The organism is uncultured Salegentibacter sp. (genome assembly GCF_963972535.1).
Taxonomy (GTDB): domain Bacteria; phylum Bacteroidota; class Bacteroidia; order Flavobacteriales; family Flavobacteriaceae; genus Salegentibacter.
This window is the reverse complement of sequence record NZ_CAXAVR010000013.1, coordinates 1-21074: the sequence shown is the minus strand read 5'-3', so window position 1 is coordinate 21074 and position 21074 is coordinate 1. Positions and strand designations below refer to the sequence as shown.

General features: G+C 36.9%; 20 protein-coding genes and 2 pseudogenes. 6 read left to right on the top strand and 16 right to left on the bottom strand.

The window, feature by feature from the left end; genetic code table 11:
- The first annotated feature begins 28 nt into the window (after positions 1-28).
- A complete protein-coding gene (locus AACZ30_RS03220; protein ID WP_339647765.1) occupies positions 29-604 on the top strand; it encodes a hypothetical protein in 576 nt (191 codons plus the stop codon).
- 2 nt (positions 605-606) lie between these two features.
- Here AACZ30_RS03220 and AACZ30_RS03215 read toward each other — a convergent pair whose 3' ends face one another.
- Complete coding sequence (locus AACZ30_RS03215) at positions 607-1272, bottom strand: uracil-DNA glycosylase (protein ID WP_339647764.1); 666 nt, start codon at positions 1270-1272, stop codon at positions 607-609.
- Positions 1273-1319: 47 nt separating this feature from the next.
- Here AACZ30_RS03215 and AACZ30_RS03210 point away from each other — a divergent pair, with 47 nt between their 5' ends.
- Positions 1320-3506 (top strand): DNA mismatch repair protein MutS, encoded by a 2187-nt coding sequence (locus tag AACZ30_RS03210; RefSeq protein ID WP_339647763.1) that lies wholly within the window; start codon positions 1320-1322, stop codon positions 3504-3506.
- Between the two features lies 1 nt (position 3507).
- A complete protein-coding gene (locus tag AACZ30_RS03205) occupies positions 3508-3921 on the top strand; it encodes a thiol-disulfide oxidoreductase DCC family protein (protein ID WP_339647762.1) in 414 nt (137 codons plus the stop codon).
- Here AACZ30_RS03205 and AACZ30_RS03200 read toward each other — a convergent pair.
- Together AACZ30_RS03200 and aroC are read right to left on the bottom strand one after the other, a co-directional pair.
- Positions 3918-5264, bottom strand: coding sequence for a dicarboxylate/amino acid:cation symporter (locus AACZ30_RS03200; protein ID WP_339647761.1), 1347 nt, complete (start codon positions 5262-5264; stop codon positions 3918-3920). The genes AACZ30_RS03205 and AACZ30_RS03200 overlap by 4 nt on opposite strands.
- Positions 5265-5292: 28 nt before the next feature.
- On the bottom strand, positions 5293-6357 hold the full coding sequence (gene aroC, locus AACZ30_RS03195) for a chorismate synthase (protein ID WP_208225493.1): 1065 nt from the start codon (positions 6355-6357) through the stop codon (positions 5293-5295).
- Between the two features lie 177 nt (positions 6358-6534).
- Here aroC and AACZ30_RS03190 point away from each other — a divergent pair, with 177 nt between their 5' ends.
- On the top strand, positions 6535-7329 hold the full coding sequence (locus tag AACZ30_RS03190) for a UDP-2,3-diacylglucosamine diphosphatase (RefSeq protein ID WP_208225495.1): 795 nt from the start codon (positions 6535-6537) through the stop codon (positions 7327-7329).
- 3 nt (positions 7330-7332) lie between these two features.
- Here the strand turns inward: AACZ30_RS03190 and AACZ30_RS03185 are convergent, their stop codons facing one another.
- The 9 genes and pseudogenes from AACZ30_RS03185 to AACZ30_RS03145 form a co-directional block, all read right to left on the bottom strand.
- A complete protein-coding gene (locus tag AACZ30_RS03185) occupies positions 7333-7551 on the bottom strand; it encodes a hypothetical protein (protein WP_075326865.1) in 219 nt (72 codons plus the stop codon).
- Between the two features lie 121 nt (positions 7552-7672).
- Complete coding sequence (locus AACZ30_RS03180; protein ID WP_339647760.1) at positions 7673-8272, bottom strand: DinB family protein; 600 nt, start codon at positions 8270-8272, stop codon at positions 7673-7675.
- Between the two features lie 39 nt (positions 8273-8311).
- Positions 8312-8746 carry a VOC family protein gene (locus tag AACZ30_RS03175; RefSeq protein WP_339647759.1) on the bottom strand — a complete coding sequence of 145 codons (435 nt, stop codon included), beginning with the start codon at positions 8744-8746 and terminating at the stop codon, positions 8312-8314.
- Positions 8747-8845: 99 nt separating this feature from the next.
- A pseudogene (locus AACZ30_RS03170) lies at positions 8846-9142 on the bottom strand (SRPBCC domain-containing protein); the annotation flags it as partial.
- 27 nt (positions 9143-9169) lie between these two features.
- On the bottom strand, positions 9170-9709 hold the full coding sequence (locus tag AACZ30_RS03165) for an SRPBCC family protein (RefSeq protein ID WP_339647758.1): 540 nt from the start codon (positions 9707-9709) through the stop codon (positions 9170-9172).
- A 71-nt stretch (positions 9710-9780) separates the two neighbouring features.
- Positions 9781-10182, bottom strand: a complete 402-nt coding sequence (locus AACZ30_RS03160) for a VOC family protein (RefSeq protein ID WP_208225503.1) — start codon at positions 10180-10182, stop codon at positions 9781-9783.
- Between the two features lie 60 nt (positions 10183-10242).
- Positions 10243-11166, bottom strand: coding sequence for a VOC family protein (locus tag AACZ30_RS03155; protein WP_339647757.1), 924 nt, complete (start codon positions 11164-11166; stop codon positions 10243-10245).
- Between the two features lie 61 nt (positions 11167-11227).
- A complete protein-coding gene (locus AACZ30_RS03150; protein ID WP_339647756.1) occupies positions 11228-11590 on the bottom strand; it encodes a nuclear transport factor 2 family protein in 363 nt (120 codons plus the stop codon).
- A gap of 40 nt (positions 11591-11630) precedes the next feature.
- Positions 11631-12011, bottom strand: a complete 381-nt coding sequence (locus AACZ30_RS03145; protein WP_339647755.1) for a VOC family protein — start codon at positions 12009-12011, stop codon at positions 11631-11633.
- Between the two features lie 177 nt (positions 12012-12188).
- Between AACZ30_RS03145 and AACZ30_RS03140 the strand changes: the two genes are divergently transcribed.
- Complete coding sequence (locus tag AACZ30_RS03140; protein ID WP_339647754.1) at positions 12189-13175, top strand: helix-turn-helix domain-containing protein; 987 nt, start codon at positions 12189-12191, stop codon at positions 13173-13175.
- Here AACZ30_RS03140 and AACZ30_RS03135 read toward each other — a convergent pair whose 3' ends face one another.
- The gene (locus AACZ30_RS03135; protein ID WP_339647753.1) at positions 13176-16094 is read right to left on the bottom strand and encodes an FAD-linked oxidase C-terminal domain-containing protein; all 2919 of its coding nucleotides are present in this window, start codon (positions 16092-16094) and stop codon (positions 13176-13178) included.
- 139 nt (positions 16095-16233) lie between these two features.
- Between AACZ30_RS03135 and AACZ30_RS03130 the strand changes: the two genes are divergently transcribed.
- Positions 16234-16734: a hypothetical protein gene (locus AACZ30_RS03130; protein WP_075326873.1), complete on the top strand. Its 501-nt coding sequence runs from the start codon at positions 16234-16236 to the stop codon at positions 16732-16734.
- A 55-nt stretch (positions 16735-16789) separates the two neighbouring features.
- Here AACZ30_RS03130 and bshA read toward each other — a convergent pair whose 3' ends face one another.
- The 3 genes and pseudogenes from bshA to AACZ30_RS03115 all read right to left on the bottom strand — a co-directional run.
- Positions 16790-17923, bottom strand: coding sequence for an N-acetyl-alpha-D-glucosaminyl L-malate synthase BshA (gene bshA / locus AACZ30_RS03125; protein WP_208225513.1), 1134 nt, complete (start codon positions 17921-17923; stop codon positions 16790-16792).
- A gap of 101 nt (positions 17924-18024) precedes the next feature.
- Positions 18025-20868: a glycoside hydrolase family 3 N-terminal domain-containing protein gene (locus AACZ30_RS03120; protein ID WP_339647752.1), complete on the bottom strand. Its 2844-nt coding sequence runs from the start codon at positions 20866-20868 to the stop codon at positions 18025-18027.
- A gap of 83 nt (positions 20869-20951) precedes the next feature.
- Positions 20952-21074 (bottom strand): annotated as a pseudogene (locus AACZ30_RS03115) (ABC transporter ATPase); the annotation flags it as partial.

Sequence of the window (21074 nt, the reverse complement as noted above, 5' to 3'; positions counted from 1 at the left end):
TCAATCATAACTCATCAATTTTACTTTAATGAAAAAACTATTACTACTATTTTTAGTACTTATTTCATCAGTTACTTTCGCGCAAGACTCGCAAAATACCCAAACTACCGAACCCGATAAAAGGGATATTACTCAAAATGAATTAAGTATTGGTGCGCTTAACCTCGTTGCCTTTGGCGCTTTAGATCTCACATACGAACGCATTATCGATAAGAATTCCAGTTGGGCAATTGAAGGTTTTTTAAAAGCTTTAGATCGCGACAACGAGAATATAGACGATGCATTCTATAAAGATTTTTCGCTAACCGGGAAATATAAATATTTCTTTGGCGACCGTTACGCTCGTGGCTTCTACGTTCACGGTTTCGGAATGCTTTCCAGTGGAGAATATGACGATAATTATGTTGTGGGACCAGACGGCTATGGTTATTACGAATATGAAAATTACACAGATTTTGCGCTTGGCTTTGGTGTTGGTGGCAAATTCGTTTCTACGGGAGGATTCTTTTTAGACCTCGGGGCAGGAATTGGTAGAAACCTACTTAGCGAAAACTCTCCAACTATCGTGGGTCAGTTTAACGTAAATCTTGGATTTAGATTTTAAGCTTACCAGTCTATTGGTTGTTTCCCGTTTTCTTTTAAGTAAGCATTTGCTTTGCTGAAATGCTTATTACCAAACCAGTAACCACGGTTTGCGCTTAAAGGAGATGGATGCCCACTGGTTAATATAAGATGTTTAGAGGAGTCAATTTTGGCTCCTTTCTTTTTTGCATAACCTCCCCAAAGTAAGAAAACTACATTTTCTTTTTCCTTAGAAATGAGCTCTATTACTCTATCGGTAAATTGTTCCCAGCCTTTCTTTTGGTGCGAACCTGCCTGGTGCGCTCTAACCGTTAATGTGGCATTCAGTAATAAGACACCCTGATCTGCCCAGCGTTCTAAATTTCCGGAATCTGGTACCGGTTTACCCAAATCATCTTTAATCTCTCTGAAAATATTTTGAAGCGATGGTGGTGATTGAATTCCATCATTAACTGAAAAACAGAGTCCATTAGCCTGTCCCGGCCCGTGGTATGGATCCTGGCCTAAAATTACAACTTTGGTATTGGGAAATGTAGCGTGTTCAAAAGCTGAGAAAATATCTTTGCCTTTTGGAAAGCATGTATGTTCGGTATATTCGGTTTTTACAAATTCTGTCAGGCTTCTAAAATAATCTTTTTCAAATTCTTCGGCCAGTTCTTTTTTCCAGCTGGGGTGTATATCTACCTTCATTTTAATTAAGTAAATTTGCAGAACCTCAAAAGTAGGGAAATTTATTTATGATTAAAATTGCACCAAAAAGCCTTATAGACCTCGAATTCCCTGTTGTTTGCCAGCAAATTTCAGATTTATGCATTACAGGACCGGGAAAAGAAAAAGCTTTAAAACTTCAGCCATATAAAACTGGAAAAAAGACACTCTTCGGACTTCATCAAACCAATGAGTATGTAAGTTCAAAAACCCGGGAAAGCCGCATTCCAAATCACGGCTTTGATGCTATTAAAAATGAATTACGTACTCTGGAAATTGAAGATTCTATTCTTGAAATTGGAAGTTTCAGAAAAATCGCCAGCCTTTCAGAAACCGTAAATACACACATCAAATTTTTTAGAAAATTCGAGGAGTATTACCCGAGTTTGTTTGAAACAACTTCTGAAGTAGAATATACTACCGAAATTGTAGATAGCATTGGCGCGGTAATCAACAAATTTGGCGAGTTAAAAGATGACGCCACGCCGCATTTACAACAAATTAGGCGATCAATTAACCAGGTAAAAGGTCAAATTAACTCCAGTTTTGCTAAAGCGCTTACCACTTATCATTCTTACGGTTATTTAGATGAAATTCGTGAAAGTGTGGTTGAAAACGTTAGGGTTTTAGCCGTTACCGCTATGCACCGCCGTAAGGTGAAAGGCGGAATTTTAGGAAACTCGAAAACCGGAAGTATTGTTTATATTCAGCCGGAAGCGACTTACCAGTATACTCGTGAGCTTAACAATCTTGAGTATGAAGAAAAAGAGGAAATTAAACGTATTTTAAAGGAGCTGACCAATAGAATAAAGCCGTTTAAACCACTTTTAATAGATTATCAGAATTTGCTTTGTGAAATAGATGTTATTGCGGCAAAAGCCAAATATGCCGAAATGACCAATGGGTTGCTGCCAAAAATTACGAAAGAGCGCGAGCTTCAGCTTAAAGATGCTTACCACCCACTACTCTATTTAAGCAATAAGAAAAAAGGCGATAAAACCTATCCGCAAAGTATTGAACTAGCAAAAGACAACAGAATTATTGTAATCTCCGGGCCTAATGCCGGCGGAAAAAGTATTACCTTAAAGACCGTAGGATTATTACAGTTAATGCTACAAAGTGGAATTTTAGTACCTGTTCATGAGTATAGCAGGATGTGCTTGTTTGAAAAAATTCTAACCGATATTGGCGATAATCAATCAATAGAAAATCACTTGAGTACCTATAGCTACCGCCTCAAGAATATGAATTATTTTCTGCGGAAATGCGATGATAAAACGCTCTTCTTAATTGATGAATTTGGAACAGGAAGTGATCCAGAACTTGGCGGCGCTTTAGCTGAAACTTTTTTAGAAGTTTTTTATGAAAAAGAATCATTTGGTATTTTAACCACGCATTATGCGAATTTAAAAAAGCTGGCCAACGAAATGCCTAATATGAGCAATGCCAATATGCTTTTTGATTCTAAAAGCCTGGAACCAATTTATAAGCTTCAGGTTGGGGAAGCCGGAAGCTCATTTACTTTTGAAGTTGCCCAAAAAAATGGAATTCCTTATAGCCTTATTAATCGGTCCAGAAAGAAAGTTGAAAAAGGAAAAATTAGGTTTGACAGGAGTATTGCAAAACTTCAGCAAGAACGTTCTAAACTTCAAAAAACTACCGATTCTCTAAAAACTAAGGAACAAAAGGCAGCTCTTGAAAAAGACAAATTGGAGGAAACCAATACCAGGATTCAGCAAAAGCTGGAAAGCTACCAGGAGTTGTACGATAGCAACCAGCGCCTCATTTATATGGGACAAAAGGTGAATGAGCTGAGTGAGAAATATTTTCAGAATAAAAAGAAAAAGGAGCTTATTGGGGAATTCCTGAAGTTTGTAGAAATTGAAAATTCCAAGCGAAAGAAAGAGTCGGCTAAACAGCGAAAAATTCAGAAAGAAAAGGAGAAAAAAGTTCAGCAGGAAGTTAAAAAGAAGGTTGAAGTAATTCGAAAAAAGAAGAAAGAAGAAAAGGATAAAACTACTGAGAAAGAACGCCAGGAAGCGAATAAGCCTAAGATTCCGCCTAAAATTGGAGACAGGGTGAGATTAGAAGACAGCCGATCTGTTGGTACTTTAGATAAAATTGAAAAAGGAAAAGCAACCGTAAACTACGGAATGTTCACCACACAGGTTGATGTGGAAAAACTGGAACTGGTGCAGGCAATGAAAAAGAAATAATATGAAACTTCCAAAAGATAAAAAAATCGTTCTTTTTGATGGCGTTTGCAACCTCTGTAATAGCGCTGTTACTTTTATAATTGAACACGATAAAAAAGATGTATTTCGATTTGCCTCTTTACAAAGCGAAATTGGCCGAAAACTGGTTGAAGAACGCGGTATGGATCCTGAAGAATTGGATTCTATTGTTTTAATAGATCCAGGAGTTGCTTATTACCGAAAATCTACCGCTGCACTGGAAATTTCCAGAGAACTTTCCGGCGGTTATTCTTTGCTGAAAAACTTCCTATTTATTCCCGAAAGTCTGCGGGATGGCATTTATAATTTTATAGCTAACAAACGTTATAAGTGGTACGGTAAAAAAGAAAGTTGTATGATCTCTACACCAGAATTAAAATCTAAATTCCTGGACTAAGCTTTCTCTTTTTTCTCCAGTTCAGTTTCTTCAACATCACTGTCAGGGTGGTAATCATCATCCCATTCTTTTACATTGGGTGGTCCCATCTTGTCTACAGATTTTGCAACCATTAGTGAAACTGCGGCATCACCGGTAACGTTTACCATAGTTCTACACATATCTAAAGGTCTGTCTACCGCAAAAATAAGAGCTAAACCGGCTTCTGGAATACCGGCCTGGGCCAGTACAATAACGAGCATCACCATTCCCGCACCGGGCACAGCAGCAGAACCAATAGAGGCTAAAGTAGCAGTAGCGATAATTCCCAGTTGGGCACCAATACTAAGGTCCATTCCAAAGGCCTGGGCAATAAAAACTGCCGCTACGGCCTGGTATAGACTGGTCCCATCCATATTAATAGTGGCTCCAATTGGCAATACAAAACTGGAAACTTCCCGGCTCACGCCCATATGTTCCTCTACCCTCTCCATAGTAACGGGTAAAGTAGCAGCGCTGGAACTTGTTGAAAATGCCAGTAATTGTGCCGGAGCAATTCCGTTTACAAAGAAAGAAGGTTTGTTTTTAGTTACAACCCAAACCAAAAGAATATAAAACCCTATCATTAAGGCAAGGCCAATTAGAACGGTTACTCCGTACATGGCAAGTGCTGCAAAAAGATCGGTGCTGGGAGATTCTACCACCAGGGCGGCAAGAAGTGCAAATACACCATATGGCGCCGTAAGCATAATTAAATCTATCATTTTTAGGATCACTTCATTGAATCCGTCAAAGAAATCTTTTACCGGTTTTGCTGTTTTTTCAGGAATAAGAATAAGCCCAATTCCAAAGAAAATAGCGAAGAAAATTACCTGAAGCATATTGGCATTATCGCCAGCAGCAGCAAAAATATTTTCGGGAACTATATCCTCTAAAGCCTGTAAAGGCCCAGATTCCCTTTGTTTATCGGCATTGGCTTTAATCCCGGATGCGTCTCCCTCATAACTTGCAATAAGATCTTGCTGGGTTTCTGCGGTAATTGCGTTCCCAGGTTTTATAAGGTTAACCATTCCAAGCCCTATACTTACCGCTACAATAGTAGTGAAAATGTAGATCCCTATGGTTCTCGCTCCCATTTTTGAAAGCTTCGAAATATCTTTAAGGTCGGAAATTCCTTTTACCAAAGATGCCAGAATAAGAGGCACTGCAATAAGTTTCAAGGCATTGATAAAAATGTTCCCAAAAGGTTTTATCCAATCTGCAATAAATTCTGATCCCCAGCTAAAATTTGTAAGAATTAAGGCAAAAATAACCCCGGCAGCCATTCCAAGTAAAATCTGCCAGTGCAGTGCAAGTTTTTTCATGCTAAGTAAATTTCAGGATTTAAATCAATTAAATTTTTGAACTTTTATTCTGAAGTAAATAATCGGCGATCACTAGGGCGGCCATTGCCTCAACTATTGGGACAGCACGAGGTACTACACAAGGGTCGTGTCTTCCTTTTCCCTGCATTTCAACATTTTCGCCCTGTTTATTTATGGTTTCCTGTTTTTGCATAATTGTAGCTACAGGTTTAAAAGCTACATTAAAATAAATATCCATTCCGTTAGAAATACCACCCTGTATACCACCGCTTAAATTGGTTTTAGTGGAGCCGTCTTCATTAAAAAGGTCGTTATGTTCGCTACCTTTCATTTTAGTTCCTTCAAAACCACTACCGTATTCAAAACCTTTTACGGCATTTATAGAAAGCATAGCTTTACCCAATTCGGCGTGAAGTTTATCAAAAACCGGTTCTCCAAGGCCTTTTGGCATATTTCTAATTACACATTGCACGGTTCCACCCACGGTATCCCCTTCTTTTCTAATTTGCTTTATGTAATCTTCCATTTTTCCTGCGGAAGCTGGATCAGGACAACGTACTGCATTGGTTTCAATTAAACTAAAGTCAAGTTCTTTGATATTTTTATCCAGTTCAATTTTTCCAACTGAAGCTGTATAGGCATTAAACTGAATATCCTTTAGAAATTGTTTTGCGACCGCACCGGCTACTACCCTGCAGGCAGTTTCACGGGCAGAAGACCTACCGCCGCCGCGATAATCGCGCACACCATATTTTTCATCGTACGTATAATCGGCGTGGCTGGGACGATACGTGTCTTTTATATGCGAATAATCTTTGGATTTCTGGTTGGCATTTTTAATTACAAACCCAATAGGAGTTCCCGTAGTTTCTCCTTCAAAAATTCCTGAATAAAACTCTACGGTATCAGGTTCCTTTCGTTGAGTAACAATCGATGATTGACCGGGTTTTCTACGGTTGAGTTCGGTTTGAATTTTTTCAAGATCCAACTTTATTCCGGCCGGGCAACCGTCTATAATTCCTCCAATGGCCTGCCCGTGGGATTCTCCAAAAGTGGTTAGTTTAAAAAGTTTTCCGAAGGAATTTCCTGCCATTTTATTGATTTTGAACAAATGTAATTTTTTCAGTCAATATTTGAAAATGTAAGTTGATTTAATATTCCGTTAACAAATGGAAATGAATTTAATGATTTGATAAATATTCAATAAGGCAGATTAAAGGTTTTAATTCTGCTGATTTCTGTTATTTGTAATGAAAAGAAATTCAAGCATTTGACAAGTAAGAGAAAGCCGGAAATAGTTGTTATTTCAGATATTCATTTAGGCACATTTGGCGCTCACACTAAAGAACTTCTGGAATATTTGGAGAGTATTCAGCCCAAAAAACTGGTGTTGAATGGAGATATTATTGATATTTGGCAGTTTAGAAAAAGTTATTTCCCAAAATCTCATCTTGAAGTTATTAAAAAGATCATTGATCTTAGTACTACTGGAACCGAAGTAATTTATATTACCGGAAACCACGATGAATTCCTTAGAAAATTTAGCGATACCCAACTAGGTGATTTAACAATTACCAATAAATTAGTGCTAGAGCTGGATGGCAAAAAAGCCTGGTTCTTTCACGGGGATGTATTTGATGTTGGAATTCACAAAGCGAAGTGGATCGCTAAACTGGGCGGTTGGGGTTACGATGTGTTGATCCTCATTAATCGTCTACTCAACCAAATACTGGTTAAAATGGGAAGAAACAAATATTCGTTTTCTAAAAAGATAAAAAACAGTGTAAAAAATGCCGGGAAATTTATCTCGGCATTTGAAAAAACCGTTTCAGATCTTGCTATAGAAAGGGGCTATAAATATGTGATTTGTGGCCATATTCACCAGCCCAAAATGATAAGAAAAACCAATAAAAAAGGAACCTGTTTATATTTAAATTCTGGAGATTGGGTAGAAAACCTGAGCGCACTGGAGTATGAAGATAAAAAGTGGAACATCACTTATTACCATCAACTTCAAAAACAACCTGAAAAAGGCCTGCTTGCAGCTATAACCGTAATAAAATAAAGATTAGTCTGGCAATTCTTCAGCATAAAAACCTTTTTCAGCAATTAGATTAATAATAGCTTCCCGGCAAATTTCATTATTAAAAGATTCAATTCTCAGGATATTATCACAATCTTCTAAATCAAAATTAGCTATATAATTGCTGAAATTTAAGTGAATAGAATCTACAAATTCTTCTGCCAGGGCTGTATCTGTAATATTGGTTTTAAATACTCTAACCATTTTTTTTCATTTTTTGGTTAAGGATTTTTTATCAAACTTATTTTAAGTTTCCAGTTAGTAGCAGTCTACTTAATAAGTTACAGAACCTAAGGTTAATTTATAGTTAACAAATTAGGTGGTTCTATTCCGGAAAATCTTCTGAAGCTTTTACCTCTTCAATCTGTAACGTATGTCTACCGGTATGGCCGGCGATAAATAGCATAGATTGATAGGCATCTACTGCGCCAAAAGGGGAATCACTAATATGATTTCTGAAAGTTTCTACCGGCGTTTTCTCTATAAAATCCAGGATTATTTGCCGTTGTTCATTAAAAGCTGCCATAGCTGTTTCAGGATTGTTGTACTGTCCATCCCCCGTTAATTCATCAGTGGCCTGGGCTTTTTTACTTCTGTCTTTTATTCCTTCAATTAAATCTTCGTCTTTAAATTTCACTTCTCCTTTTCGTTCCGGATTTTCGGGTTTTTTTAGCTCGCTTTTAGCCATTTCAAACAGCATTTTTTCAGTTAAAATAATGTGTTCTATACATTGACTAATTGACCATTCATTTTCAGAAGGTTTAAAATGCATTTGTTCTTCTGAAAGTCCGGAGATTTCGTCTTGCAGGTTCTCTGTGGTTTCTTCAAAATAATTTAAAAGAAACTCATTGTTGTTTGTATTTTGCTGTGCTGTAATTGGCAAACCTGCTATAAAGAACAAGATGCCTAAAATTGAATTTTTCATAATTGAATTTTATATTGATTGTTTTTGATGGTATAAATTTTATTTTTCTATTGGATAATTCAGATTCCATTTGATTCCGAATTTATCTGTAAAACTCGCAAAAAGATCACCCCAGAACATTTCTTCCAGCGGCATTTCTACATCTCCGCCAGCCGAAAGTTCTATGAAAAGTCGGCGGGTTTCTTCTTCACTTGCGGGAGTTACCGAAATATAATTACTGCTTCCAAAAACAGCTTTCTGCCCAAAGGCTTCAATACAATCAGATCCCATTAAAACGCTGTCACCAATTGGTAGAGAAACATGCAGAATTTGATTTTCATATTCCTTCGGAATTTTATCTGCACCTTCTTCTCCCGGAGGCATATCTGTAAAACGCATCAACTGTGAGAAATCACTTTTAAACACCGATTTATAGAAGTTAAAAGCTTCTTCGGTATTGCCGTTAAAATTTAAATAAGGATTTAGTGTTGTCATTGTTTTTGAATTTAATTAATTATAGTTTTTGTTTTATAATGATTCAAATGAGACCCTGAAACAAGTTCAGGGTGACGAAGATTTCTAAGCCTGGTAACTTCATTTTAAATTTTCCGCATACTTTTTAAAATTATTCAAAATGGCCTGCCAGCCTTCTTGCTGCATTTGGCGACTGTTTTGGTTTTCAGCTTCAAAGCTTTCTTTTATAAGAGTATTGTTATCTTTTTCATTAAAAATTACACTGACTCTCCTCCCATCAGAAAGTTTATAGCTAAGAGATTTGTTAGGTTTTACTTCGCTATAAATACCTTCAAAATCAAAACCGGTACTACCGTCTTTAGCTTCCATACGGTAAGATAATTTGCCGCCTTTTTTTAAATTATTTTTAGCCGAAGTTGTATGCCAGTCATCTGAAGCCGCATTTCAGTTTTCAATATGTTCCGGTGTGTTCCATACCTCCCAAACCTTTTCAACAGGAGCATTAACTATAGCAGAAATTGTTATCGGGTTTTTCATCTGGCTATCGTTTTCAGCTATTTCTTTTAATTTCTCCAATGCTTTAGGCCAGGTTTTTAAAAAATAATCCTTGTATTCAGCTTTTAAATCCATAGTTACGGTGAGATTGGTCTTTCCGTTTTTATCTTTTAACCGGTAATTTTCCATCAGCCCGGCCCAGGATTTCACTTTTTCACTTTCATAATCTTCCTTGCCGTTTTTATCAACCATCCCAATATGCTTAAAATTCATAATTTCGGGATCTTTACGTTTATCGATTAGTGCAACCATACCTTCTCCATCGGCATTTATGAAATATACTTTACTACCTTCCTTCCAGTCAGATTTTGCCCGGGAGCCTTCGCTAAACGGCGCTGTCCACTTTGGGTAGGTTTCATCGCTCCATAATGCCTCCCAAACCTTTTCTCTAGATGCATTAATTGTGCTTGTAAATTCTTTTCGTTCCATAATTTTATTTTTTATTATTAAGCTAAGAGTTCAGTTGAATTATAGAATTAGCTTTTTAAGCTTTTAAATCATTAAAATCCATCCATGTAAAATACATTGAACTTATGACCGTCTGGATCAGAAAACACAAAACCGTAATATCCTTCCCCAAATTCATGAGGTTTGGAAACAATGGTGCCTCCTGCATTTTTAACTTCTAATTCCCACTGGTTTACTTCATCTACACTTGAAGCTGCCAGGGTGAATAAAACTTCATTACCCTTCTTTAAATTAGCTAATTCACCATTTGATGCGGTTTTAAGCTTACTTTCTATAAAAAAGTGAATCACAAAATTATTATCTCCCACCATGAAACTCATAAGCTCTTTTGAGGGACAGGAATTATTGGATTTAAAACCTAAATTGGTATAAAAACTTGTTGTTCGCTCTAAATCTTTTACAGCTAAATTTGCCCATATTTGCTTTGTATTCATAAGCTTTAGATTTAAGTTTTTTACTCGATAATGTAGATTTAAATACTTTGAGGTAGTTTACTAGCCTTCAAAATCCTTCTTTAATTGCTGAATATCGAATTTCTTCATTTGCATAAAGGAAGCGATGGCGCGTTCTCTTTTTTCATTATCAGGATCCTGCAGCATTTTATTAAGTAAAGTGGATGGTACCACCTGCCAGGAAATTCCAAACTTATCTTTTAGCCACCCACATTGCTCTGCTTCGGGTATTGTAGAAAGCTTGTTCCAGTAATAATCTATTTCTTTTTGGGTTTGGCAATCAATGATAAATGAAATGGCTTCATTAAATGGAAAATCGTTTTCTACCCCGCTAGCCATTGCCATAAAAGTTTGTCCTTCCAGCTGAAACTGGCCGTGTTTAACCGTGCCAAAAGCGTAATCGTTTTTATCTTCTTTGGTATATTTTAAAATGCCTTCAATCTGGGAATTTTTAAAAACCGAAGTATAGAAATTTATCGCCTCTTCTGCCCTACCGTGGCTATTACCGGTAAAAAAGAACGAGGGCACAATTTTTTCTTTTGTGTTTTGAGATTCTTCCAGCATTAATTGCCAGTTAACTCCAAACTTATCCTCAACCCATCCATATTTTGGACTCCATTCATAGTTATCTAAGGGTATTAAGACTTTTCCATTTTTCTTCAATTTAGCCCAAAAATCTTCAATTTCTTTTTCTGCATTACAAAGCACGAAAAATGAGACTGAAGGATTTAGTTGAAAATAATCCCCGCCATTTAAGCCTACGAATTCATAATTTTCAATAGAGAAATTCACAGTCAATACACTACCTGGCTTTTGCTTATGAATTTCCTGACCTGCTTTCCCATAGCGGGAAATATTTTTAATTTCAACGTTTTTAAAAACTGTTTTATAGAACTCCACCACTTTCTCCACCGATTTTTTTTCGTTGTCGAACCACAGGTGGGGTATAATTTTTTGTGTTTTCATTTTTCTAATCATTTGAATTTATAGGTCATTTTAAAACAGTTCAGAGACTATTTATTTAAAACTATTCTTCCTTCAGCGGAATTACATACGAAGTCATTTTCTTCACTTTCGCATTTTTAAATCCGTTGAATTCATAGAGGTCACAAAATCCATATCCCTTTTCTTTACCGTTTTTCTTTAACCTAAAAGTACCATTTGAGGCGGCAGATTTTCCGTGGGTAATGATTTTATCAACCTTCATTTCCAGCATTTTAATATCTTCCATGGCAGCCATTTCTTTTTCAATTTCTACTTTGCCACGGCTGGTGTTTCCTCCAATCATTTCCCAAACAATATCTTCAGTCATACAATTTAGAATATATGGAATATCTCCTTTCGCAAATGCATCGTTAAGCTCCCGGATAAACTTTTCTTTTTCTGTCATAATTTCGTTCTTAATAAAACCTGTGAGGTTATGTTTTAATTCATTCCTGCAAAATCGAGATATTATTTCCAGCCGGGTCTTTAAACCAGGCTATATCTGGACCTTTTCCATCGCTTCTACATACTCCTTTTTCATCGGTGGTGATTTCTCCTTCATATTGTTCAAACTGAACTCCTTTTTTAACCAGGTGGTTTACAGCTTTATCAATATTTTCTACCGGGATATTTAATACGGTAAAAACAGCCGGTTGGTGATCTGGTTTTGGATAGATTATAATGTTATTATTATCAGGAATATCTAATTCAATATGTCCCATAGTATTACTCTTCACTGAAAACTCCAGGATATTGCTATAAAACCTTTCTGCTTTATCTATATCGTTTACCGAAAAGCCGCTAAATACTGATGAATACTTAAACATTTCACATTAATTTATTGGTTATCATAAAATTACAGGGTTTTTAGTAAAAACAGCTGGGGGAAATACGCCAAATTTTAGGGGAGTTTGCGTCAAAAAAGTTTTAGAGTTATTAAATTAGTTCCTTGATTTTCAGAATAAATCAATAATAAATTCGTTTTAGAAACAAGAGTAAGACAGATGAAAAAGCATATTTCCATACTAATTCCCAGGGGCCATACCAGTTTGGTAAATATTGTTGGTTCACACCAAATTTTTAATCAGGTGAACGGCTTTTTAGAACAGCGCGCTAAGAAACCGCTCTTTGAAGTGGAGCTCGTAGGCGTTTCTAATCCTACCGAGCAAACCAACGGACTTTTTTCAGTTAAACCCGAAAAAATGATTGAGGAGATCACTAAAACCGATCTTATAATTATTCCCGCCATTCACGATGAACCGGAAGTTGCTTTGGAAAAAAATAAAGATTTTATACCCTGGTTAAAGAAACGCTATGAAGATGGAACCGAAATTGCCAGTTTATGCGTGGCAGCCTTTTTCCTGGCTGAAACGGGACTTTTAAACGGGAAACAGTGCTCAACCCATTGGATTCACGCTGATAATTTTAAATCTCGTTATCCTGAAGCCAATTTGGTAGCCGATAAAATTTTGACTGAAGATTCGGGTATTTATACCAGTGGTGGGGCTTATTCTTATTTAAATATACTTTTGTATTTAGTTGAAAAATATGCGGGTCGTGAAATGGCTATTCTTACTTCTAAAGCTTTTATGATAGATATGGATAAAGCGGAGCAATCGGCATTTAGAATATTTGAAGGTCAAAAAAGTCATGAAGATCAAACCGTAAAAAAAGTTCAGGAATATATTGAAGCTCATTTTCCGGAAAAAATTACTGTAGATAATCTGGCTAATAAATTCGCTCTTAGCCGCCGCAGCCTGGAACGCCGATTTAAAAAAGCAACACATAATACCATAAGCCAGTACACACAACGCGTAAAAGTTGAAGCCGCCAAGCGTAGCCTGGAAACTTCCCGTGAAAATGTGGGCGAAGTAATGTTTGAAGTCGGTTATTCTGATGAAAAAGCCTTTAGAAACACTTTCAAAAAAATAACCGGGATTTCCCCGGTTCAATACCGAAATAAATACAATCGCGCAAGGGCGAGCACTTAATTAAACCAAAGCTTCCCTTAAAATACTCACAGGATGCAGTGCGTTGCGTTTTGTTCCATCAAAAATCTGGTGGCGACAACTTGTACCATTTGCTGAAATAAGCGTTTCTTCAGTTGCTTTTCTAACTGCAGGGAACAAAGTTTGCTCGCCAATATTCATACTCACCTCGTAATGTTCTTTTTCGTAACCAAAAGAACCCGCCATCCCGCAACAACCTGATGGAATAATACTTACTTTAAAGTTCTTTGGAAGATTAAGGATATCAAAAGTCACCACCGTATTTGAAAGTGCTTTTTGATGGCAATGTCCATGAATCTTAATGTTCTTTTCTTCTGAAGTAAATTGTTCCGGGTTTATATTACCAAGTGCGATTTCCTTTTTTAGAAATTCTTCTATGATAAATGAGTTTTTTGCCAGTTTTTCAGCTTCCTTCTTATTATCGCCTAAACGTAAATATTCATCTCTAAAAGTTAAAATAGCCGATGGTTCCAGGCCAATTAAAGGTGTTTCTTCAGAAATTAAATCTTTAAAAACAGTTATGTTTTTATTAGCAAAAACCTTTGCTTCCTCAAGGAAACCTTTAGATATATGACTTCTACCGCTTTCCTCATGTTTTACAATTTTTACCCGATAATTGAGTTGATACAATAATTCCAGCGCATCAATTCCAATATCTGAATCGAGGAAATTAGTGAATTCATCGTTGAAAAAGTAAACTGTTTTGATAGGATTTTCAAGTTGAAAACGCTTCTTATTTTTCTTATAATAGTTAGCCAGGGTTCGCTTTGCTAAAATTGGTAAACTCCTTTCGGGTGCTACGCCCATCATCTTTTTAGCAATGCTGGAAGTGAAAGAATTTTTAAAGAAAAAATTGGCGATTCCAGGAGTTTTAGAAGCCAGGCCGTTCATTCTGCCATTGTTCGCAAATGCCTTACTTCTTAAGCTTTTCCCGTTTTCCTTTTGATATTGATACTGGAATTCGGCTTTTAAAGCAGCTACATCAACACTGGAAGGGCATTCGCTTTTACAGCCTTTACAACTAATACAAAGATCAAAGGCCTCCTTTATTTCTTCGTGGTTAAACCTATTACTTTTATCTGAATTTGTTAAAAACTCCCGTAAAGTATTTGCCCGGGCGCGAGTAGTATCCTTTTCGTCTTTTGTGGCCCGATAACTTGGGCACATTGTGCCACCGGCTTCAGCCGATTTTCTACAATCTCCACTCCCGTTACATTTTTCGGCAAGTTTTAGAATTCCTTCAGATTCTGAAAAATCCATTAAAGTAGAAATCTCAGGTTCTTTTCTGTCTACTTCATAACGAAGGGAAGTATCCATTGGAGCGGTATCGGTGATCTTACCGGGATTAAAAATATTATCGGGATCAAAAGTGAATTTAAGATCTCTTAGAATTTGATAATTTTTAGGACCAATCATCATTTCAATGAACTCAGCCCTTACCCTACCGTCCCCGTGCTCGCCGCTCAAAGAACCATTGTATTTTTTTACGAGTTTGGCGACATCAGTAGTAATACTTCTAAAGAGTTTTACGTCTTCAGATTTCTTTAAATTCAGGATTGGGCGTAAATGAATTTCCCCGGCACCGGCGTGTGCATAATACACGGCATCCTGGCCGTAATTTTTCATTATTTCGGCAAATTCAGCAATATAATCGGCTAAATAGGGAATCGCTACCGCGGTGTCTTCTATACAGGCTACGGCTTTTTTATCACCAATAATATTTCCTAAAAGTCCGAGGCCGGCTTTTCTCAGCTCCATTGCCAGCTCTATTTGTTCGCCCATTAAAACCGGAAAAGCATAGCTTAAATTAGATTCTCTTAAAGTTTCTAATACACGTTTGCTCTGTTCCTGGACTTCGGCAGCGGTATTTGCCCTAATTTCCAGCATTAAAATCGCTTTGGGATCTCCTTCAATAAAGAAGCGATTTTCTTTATATTTCAGGTTTTGTTTGGTGCAATCCAGGATGGTTTTATCCATCATTTCGCAGGTATACAGTGAATGCTTCATCACCGGTACCACGGCTTGCATGCAGCTTTCTATACTATCAAAATGAGCGGCGATCATAGCGGCTTCCGGAGGTTGTAAATCGTCCAGTTTCAGCGTTATCTCTGTAGTAAAAGCCAAAGTACCTTCACTTCCGCTAAGTAATTTACACAGGTTTAATGGCTCGGTAGAATCTTCAGAAAAAACTTCAGCATAGAGCAATTCATCTATAGCGTAACCGGTATTTCTTCGGTGTAAACGTTTAGGTGGATATTTCTCAATTAGCTCTTTTTTGTTTTCTTCAGAAGATAAGTGCTTATGGATATTTCGATAAATCTCACCTTCCAGGTTTTCCAGCTTTAGCTTTTGCTGAAATTCTTCTGCAGAAATATCTTTAAATTCGGCTTCACTCCCATCGCTAAGAATGGTTTTTAAAGAAACCAGTTTTTCCCGGGTTGTACCGTATTTAATAGAAGTGGTTCCGCTGGAATTATTTCCTACCATTCCACCAATCATACACCTATTGGAAGTTGAAGTATTGGGGCCAAAAAATAAACCAAATTCATTTAAAACCCGGTTAAGGTCGTCACGAATTACACCGGGCTGTAAAGTCACGGTCTTCGCTTCCTCATCTATTTTTATGATTTTTGTAAAATGCTTAGAAACGTCTACCACAATCCCATCGCCTACACACTGGCCGGCCAGCGAGGTTCCTGCGGTTCTTGGGATTAAAGAAGTTTTATTTGTTTTTGCAAATTTTATAAGTTTCTTTAAGTCGTTTACACTTTTTGGATAACAGACTGCCAAAGGCATTTCGCGATAAACGGAAGCATCTGTAGCAAAGATTGATCGCCATAACTTATCGTCATATAACTGGCCGTCAATTTGCTGGGATAGTTGGTTAAGTTTTTCTTTCATAATTATGGGTTAAAAATAGAAAATTTCCCCTAAAGCGCTTAACAGATTTTTAAACAATATTAACAATAGATTGGCTTACCAGAAGTTTTCGGAGCGGTTTTAACATTTAAATTTGCCAACAAATCTAAAAATGCTAACTATGAAGAAATTAGTTTTACTTGCCGTTTTTACAATCGGCGCTACGTTTTATAACCAGGCTGAAGCTCAGACTATTTCAGACAATGCCATTGGACTAAGATTTGGTGGTGGAGATGGTGTTGGTGCTGAAGTTTCTTATCAAAGAGCAGTAGGAACCAATAATAATCGTTTAGAATTTGACCTTGGATGGCGTGATAATAGCGATTATGATGCATTTAAACTTACCGGACTATACCAATGGGTTTGGAATATTGAAGGCGGATTTAACTGGTACGCAGGTGCGGGAGCTGGAATCTTAGGTGTGGATGCTAACCGGGAATTTCGTGATGAGGATGACGGTACTTATTTATTCCTTGCAGGTGATATAGGTATTGAATATAACTTTGATATCCCGTTATTGCTTTCTTTAGACTTTAGACCAGAATTTGGATTCTTTAGCGATAATAATGTACTGAATGAATTTTCTCCTGATATAGCTCTTGGAGTAAGATACCAATTCTAGATAATAACAGATAAGGTTAAAGAAAAAGAGGCTGATTCAAAATCAGCCTCTTTTTTTATACGGTAATTTGTAAAGCTCTTTTATAAATATCTTCATAAAGCGGCATTACATTTTTAATGTCAAATTTTTCAGCAACACTCCTGGCGTTGTTTTTAAATTTCTCCAGGGTTTCATCGTTTTCCAGGATTTTTAAAGCATTAGCTGCCATTTCCTGAACATCACCTACATTACTTAAATACCCAGAAATTCCATGTTGGTTAACTTCCGGAAGCCCGCCGGTATTTGTAGAAATTATGGCGACTCCATTGACCATCGCTTCCAATGCCGAAAGACCAAAACTCTCTTTTTCTGAAGGCAGTAAGAATAAATCAGAGAAGCAGAGAATCTTATCTATTTCGTGACTTTGCCCCAGGAACATTACTTTATCTGCAATATTGAGTTCATCTACCAGGTCTTCTGCCATTTCTTTTTCAGGGCCTTCTCCAACCATCATTAATTTCGCATCTATTTTCTTCTGAATTTCATAAAAGATTTTAATCACATCATCTATGCGCTTTACTTTTCTGAAATTACTAATATGCGTAATAATTCTCTCTTTATTTTCGGCCATCATTTCGCGCTGGCAGTCGGTAAAGGCTTTATTATCGTATTTGCTGCAATCTATAAAATTGGGTATTACTTCAATTTCATTCCTAATTTTGAAGAATTTTAGGGTGTCTTCTTTTAAACTTTTAGAGACCGAGGTCACTATATCGCTGTTATTAATACTAAAAGTCACCGCCGGTTTGTAAAAAGGATGATTGCCAACCAAAGTAATATCGGTCCCGTGAAGTGTAGTTACCATGGGTAGGTTAATTCCTTCTTCAGCAAGCATTTTTTTAGCCATATAACCGGCATAAGCGTGCGGAATTGCATAATGAACATGCAACATTTCAATATCAAACTGTTTTACAACATTTACCAATTTACTACTAAGCGCAAGCTCGTATGGTTGATAGTGAAATAGCGGATATTCCGGAACGTGTACTTCGTGAAAACGTACATTGCTTGAAAGTTGATCTAAACGTACAGGTTGACTGTAGGTTACAAAATGTATTTCGTGACCACGTTTTGCAAGGGCCAGCCCCAGCTCTGTGGCTACTACTCCACTACCTCCAAAGGTAGGATAACATACAATGGCTATTTTCATTAAGCTCGATTTACTCACCTTAGCGAGAATTTTAATAACACGGCCAAAGACCGAATTCTTAGTTTTTAAATGAAGTTTTGCAAATAAGTTCTCCCAATATTCTAAAAATCTATAGATTCGTAGATAACTTCCTGTATTCTAGATCTTACATCTTCCCTAATTAACTTCCTATTGGTAGAATCGGGGAAAGTTCTATTAGACAAAAATACATAAACAATTTCTTCTTCGGGGTCTGCCCAGGCAAAGGTGCCCGTAAAACCGCTATGGCCAAAACTTTCCATAGATAAACAGTTACAGGTTGGACCCGAGCTTCCCAGTTGGGGTTTGTCGAAACCAACGCCACGTCTTACATTTTTTTCGCAATAATAACAGGTATTAAATTTAGAAATGGTTTCTTCTTTTAAATACCTTTTACCACCGTAGACCCCATTATTAAGGTAAACATGCATTATTTTAGCCACATCGGTAGCGGTGCTAAAAAGCCCGGCGTGCCCTCCAATACCTCCCTGCAAAGCTGCACCCTGATCATGCACCACCCCGTGAATAAGTTGCCTACGCCAAAGTTTATCAATTTCGGTAGGAACAATTTGTGCTAAGGGAAATCTTGAAGCTGGTATATAACCTGTATGGGTTGCTCCCAAAGGTTTATAAATTTTCTCCTGGGTAAGATTATGCAAAGTTTGGCCATAATAGCCTTCCAGGTAATATTTTAAAATGTAGAACGGTAAATCACTGTATTTATAATCTAATCTTCGTTCTAAGTCGCTATCTCTAATAATACTGATAATTGTATCTTTCATGTCATTTCTAAGATACATCTCATTGGCAACTTTAGTATTAAATTCAGCTGAAGGCGTTTTCTGAAAATAATCTTTAGAAGGTAACCTTGTTTTTCTGTCTATAGTATTAATATGAAAAGGAATCCAGGATTTTAACCGGGCATAATGCATAAGCATATCCTGTAGCCTAATATTCGCTTTATTCGAATTTTGAAAAACAGGCATCATTTCTCCCAACTTTGAATCAAAACTTACAATCCCTTCTTCTTCCTGCTCCATAATAAGCGGTAAAGTTGCCAGAATTTTGGTTAATGATGCCAAATCGTAAACCGATGTATCTGAAACGGGAATTTGTTTATCGTAGGTATGATAGCCAAAATTCTTGTTGTAAACTATTTTCCCTTTTCTCGCTATTAAAATTTGGGCGCCGGGGGTCATTTCTTTGTCAATAGCTTCAGTAATAATGCTATCAATTCGGTTTAATTTATAGGAATTTAGACCCACACTTTCCGGTAACCCATATGCCAACCTATCTATATTTCTGGTTTGGTAGCCGGTACCTTCGGGAAAATTATTTCCTATGCTTACCGGGAGTTTTCCCCTGGCTTCAACAGCACCAAAAATTAATTGTGCAGCTTTTTCCTGGGCTACGGGATGGTTTTGGTAATTAACTAAAATACCTTCCAATTCACTGATTCCCCGAAGTTCCCTTAACGCATACGGACTCGAAAAAAGACTTAGAACGGTTTTATTTTCTATGGCAATTTGATTGATCCAGTGTAATTCTCCCGAGGAAAATTTATATGAGCCCCAGGGGCTGCTATTAGATTTATGATAACCTAAAATTACGAGATCGTATTCTTCTAATTTCTTTTGTAAATCGTTTAAATGCGTTGCTGAAACCCAATCTATATGGGCATATCGTTTTAATTCGTTTAAAAAGGTACTCCCGTCATCATCTCCAAAATTCACATAAGCAATCCTGGTGTTGGCAATATCTTTAACCGGGAGTACGGCTCTGTTATTTTTAATTAAGGTAAGTGCGTTTTCAAAAAGTTCTTCCAGTAGAACTTTATCGCGAACAGAATTGAGTTCTTCAAATATAAAATTCTCCTGGATGCTTTGTTGCTGGTGCAGGCCTACTTTATATTTCGCCTTCAATATTTTTTTTACTGAATGTGCCAGTCTACCTGGACTTATAATATTATTCTTATAAGCATTGATTAATACTTCAGAAGCAACTTCAACTTTTTCAGGCATTAATAATACATCATTTCCTGCTAAAAATGCTCTCAACTCGGCATCACCGGGCTCTGCGTTGTTGGTGAGACCTTTCATATTAAGGGCATCGGTAAAAATAAGCCCTTCAAAATTCATTTTTTCTTTTAAAAGGTCTGTAATTACCGCTTTTGAAAGTGAAGATGGCGTATTAGGATTTTCCTGAAGCGCAGGAACATTTAAATGAGCAACCATTACGCTGGAAAGTCCGTGGGCAATTAAGGGGTAATATGGATATAATTCTAAACTATCCAACCTTTCTTTAGAAAAAGGAATGGTGGGTAAGGTTTTATGGGAATCGGTATCTGTATCACCGTGACCCGGAAAATGCTTTGCACTGGATAATGTACCTGCCCGGTGCATACCACGCATAAACGCAAGAGATTTTTCGGCTACATTAATTTTATTCTCGCCAAAACTTCTATTTCCAATAATGGGATTATTAGGATTGGTATTAATATCTACTACTGGAGCAAAATTAATATGTACACCAAGTCTTTTGGAATGCCTGGAAATTGCCGCCCCGGCCTCTTCAATTAAATTATTATCCTGAATGGCACCCAACGTCATATTCCAGGGTAGCGCAAAGGTAGAATCAAGACGCATTGCCAGGCCCCATTCAGCATCCATACCAATAAGTAGTGGAGTTCTGGAAAGTTTCTGGAACTCATTGGTTAATTTAGCCTGTCTAACCGGGCCTCCTTTAGAGAAAATTACTCCTCCAATATATTCTTCTGAAATTTGCTTTTTTGCTTTTTCAATATAAGCGTTCCCACTTTCTGAAGAAACACTAATCATAAGCAATTGCCCTATTTTTTCTTTAAGGCTCATTGCATTATAGGTACTATCTACCCATTCTTTTTGTGCAACCGTATCTTCTGCTAGCAAAGGATCATTTTGTGCAGAAAGATTAGAGCAAACAATAAGAAAACAGGCTAAGACAAAGATTTTCGGAGCGAAAGTGAATTTCATTAACTAATAAAACGCTTATGCCAACTTTCAGAAGCAGGAACCTCCCAATCTGAAAGAAATTCAGCTTTATTATTTACAAGATTATTAAATACAATGGTTTTAGAAGAAACAGCTTTTTCTTT

Coding starts and splice junctions, on each gene's coding strand:
- AACZ30_RS03175 (WP_339647759.1), bottom strand. CDS start 8,746: ATGACAACACTAAATCCTTATTTAAATTTTAACGGCAATACCGAAGAA.
- AACZ30_RS03150 (WP_339647756.1), bottom strand. CDS start 11,590: ATGACAGAAAAAGAAAAGTTTATCCGGGAGCTTAACGATGCATTTGCG.
- AACZ30_RS03215 (WP_339647764.1), bottom strand. CDS start 1,272: ATGAAGGTAGATATACACCCCAGCTGGAAAAAAGAACTGGCCGAAGAA.
- AACZ30_RS03180 (WP_339647760.1), bottom strand. CDS start 8,272: ATGAAAAATTCAATTTTAGGCATCTTGTTCTTTATAGCAGGTTTGCCA.
- AACZ30_RS03160 (WP_208225503.1), bottom strand. CDS start 10,182: ATGAATACAAAGCAAATATGGGCAAATTTAGCTGTAAAAGATTTAGAG.
- AACZ30_RS03220 (WP_339647765.1), top strand. CDS start 29: ATGAAAAAACTATTACTACTATTTTTAGTACTTATTTCATCAGTTACT.
- AACZ30_RS03145 (WP_339647755.1), bottom strand. CDS start 12,011: ATGTTTAAGTATTCATCAGTATTTAGCGGCTTTTCGGTAAACGATATA.
- AACZ30_RS03130 (WP_075326873.1), top strand. CDS start 16,234: ATGAAGAAATTAGTTTTACTTGCCGTTTTTACAATCGGCGCTACGTTT.
- AACZ30_RS03210 (WP_339647763.1), top strand. CDS start 1,320: ATGATTAAAATTGCACCAAAAAGCCTTATAGACCTCGAATTCCCTGTT.
- AACZ30_RS03135 (WP_339647753.1), bottom strand. CDS start 16,094: ATGAAAGAAAAACTTAACCAACTATCCCAGCAAATTGACGGCCAGTTA.
- AACZ30_RS03200 (WP_339647761.1), bottom strand. CDS start 5,264: ATGAAAAAACTTGCACTGCACTGGCAGATTTTACTTGGAATGGCTGCC.
- AACZ30_RS03140 (WP_339647754.1), top strand. CDS start 12,189: ATGAAAAAGCATATTTCCATACTAATTCCCAGGGGCCATACCAGTTTG.
- AACZ30_RS03205 (WP_339647762.1), top strand. CDS start 3,508: ATGAAACTTCCAAAAGATAAAAAAATCGTTCTTTTTGATGGCGTTTGC.
- AACZ30_RS03155 (WP_339647757.1), bottom strand. CDS start 11,166: ATGAAAACACAAAAAATTATACCCCACCTGTGGTTCGACAACGAAAAA.
- bshA (WP_208225513.1), bottom strand. CDS start 17,923: ATGAAAATAGCCATTGTATGTTATCCTACCTTTGGAGGTAGTGGAGTA.
- aroC (WP_208225493.1), bottom strand. CDS start 6,357: ATGGCAGGAAATTCCTTCGGAAAACTTTTTAAACTAACCACTTTTGGA.
- AACZ30_RS03185 (WP_075326865.1), bottom strand. CDS start 7,551: ATGGTTAGAGTATTTAAAACCAATATTACAGATACAGCCCTGGCAGAA.
- AACZ30_RS03165 (WP_339647758.1), bottom strand. CDS start 9,709: ATGGAACGAAAAGAATTTACAAGCACAATTAATGCATCTAGAGAAAAG.